The following is a 1073-nucleotide window of genomic DNA, read 5'->3' on the forward strand; positions in this document are numbered from 1 at the left end:
CAGCCGGAGATAGAGGAAGAAACGCCAAAGCCTACCCTTCGGGAGCAGTTTGAGCAGTATAAGCCTGTGGTGACTGCCGCCATATCTGAGGATGTGGCATATCGAAATGCCTGCGGTCATTCCGACCGTGAAAATGCTGTCATCGAGGGCAATGCCGCTGTGCGCCGTGCGGTTCTTGGCTCTAAGGATATGGAGCTGATCCGCCTTTATTCGGATGTGCCGGAGTTCCGCCAGCGTCTGCACCGGGAAGTGATCGACGAAACCTATCCAAAGCTCCATGAGCTTCTGCGCCCTCTTTCTCAGGAAGATATTGATACTGCCCTTTGTGCATGGAACGGCAATATCGAGAGTAAACACGCTGTCGTCCGTTATATGAAAGACCATGCAAGAGAGAAGGATACCGCTGCATGGCTGGCTCAGGAATACGGTGGCAGCAACAGCCCGTTCGTTGTCCGTGCCGGAAGCCCGGAGGAAACACAGCTGCCCTGGCCGAAGGTACAGCGCAGGCTTGCCCAGCTGATTCAGGAGGACCGGTTCTATACCGAAGAAGAACAGGACCGTTTTGACAACATCGACCCCATCGCCATCCGGGAAGCCCTGGAGGAAAGAGGGATTGTCAACGGACAGGTGGCAGACCCGGAAAAACTGGACAATGACTCATTTATCCAGCAGGTAATGTCGGATGTAGAGCAGATCGCAGCTGTTGAGACAGAGCAGACTTCCGAAGTTGCTATTTCCGATGAGGAATATGACGCAGTTCGCCGCCCAATTCCGCAAAGAATCTCCTATGACCCAGCCGCCCCGGTCTATGCCGTGGGCGATACCGTGTATATCGAGGATGACGCCTATCAGATTACCGAGCTGAGGGATGACACCGTACAGCTTCTGCCCACCGGGATGGTATATCCCATCTACCGGGCAGAGCGCAAAGAACAGTTCGAGCAGCTGCTTCGGGCAGACCGCCGCAATGCTTACTATACCGAGTTTCTTCCTATTGACCCGGACAAGGCAGATCAGGACTTGCGGGATGTATTGGCTCATGGACTGATGGATGAAGCGGATAAAAAGCAGAT

General features: G+C 54.1%; 1 pseudogene. It reads left to right on the forward strand.

Annotated elements, in window-relative coordinates:
* Positions 1–1073, forward strand: a pseudogene (locus GPK94_RS07370) (hypothetical protein); the annotation flags it as partial.

The organism is Pseudoflavonifractor sp. MCC625, assembly GCF_018784545.1.
In the GTDB taxonomy this organism is placed as follows: Bacteria; Bacillota; Clostridia; order Oscillospirales; family Oscillospiraceae; genus Pseudoflavonifractor_A; species Pseudoflavonifractor_A gallinarum.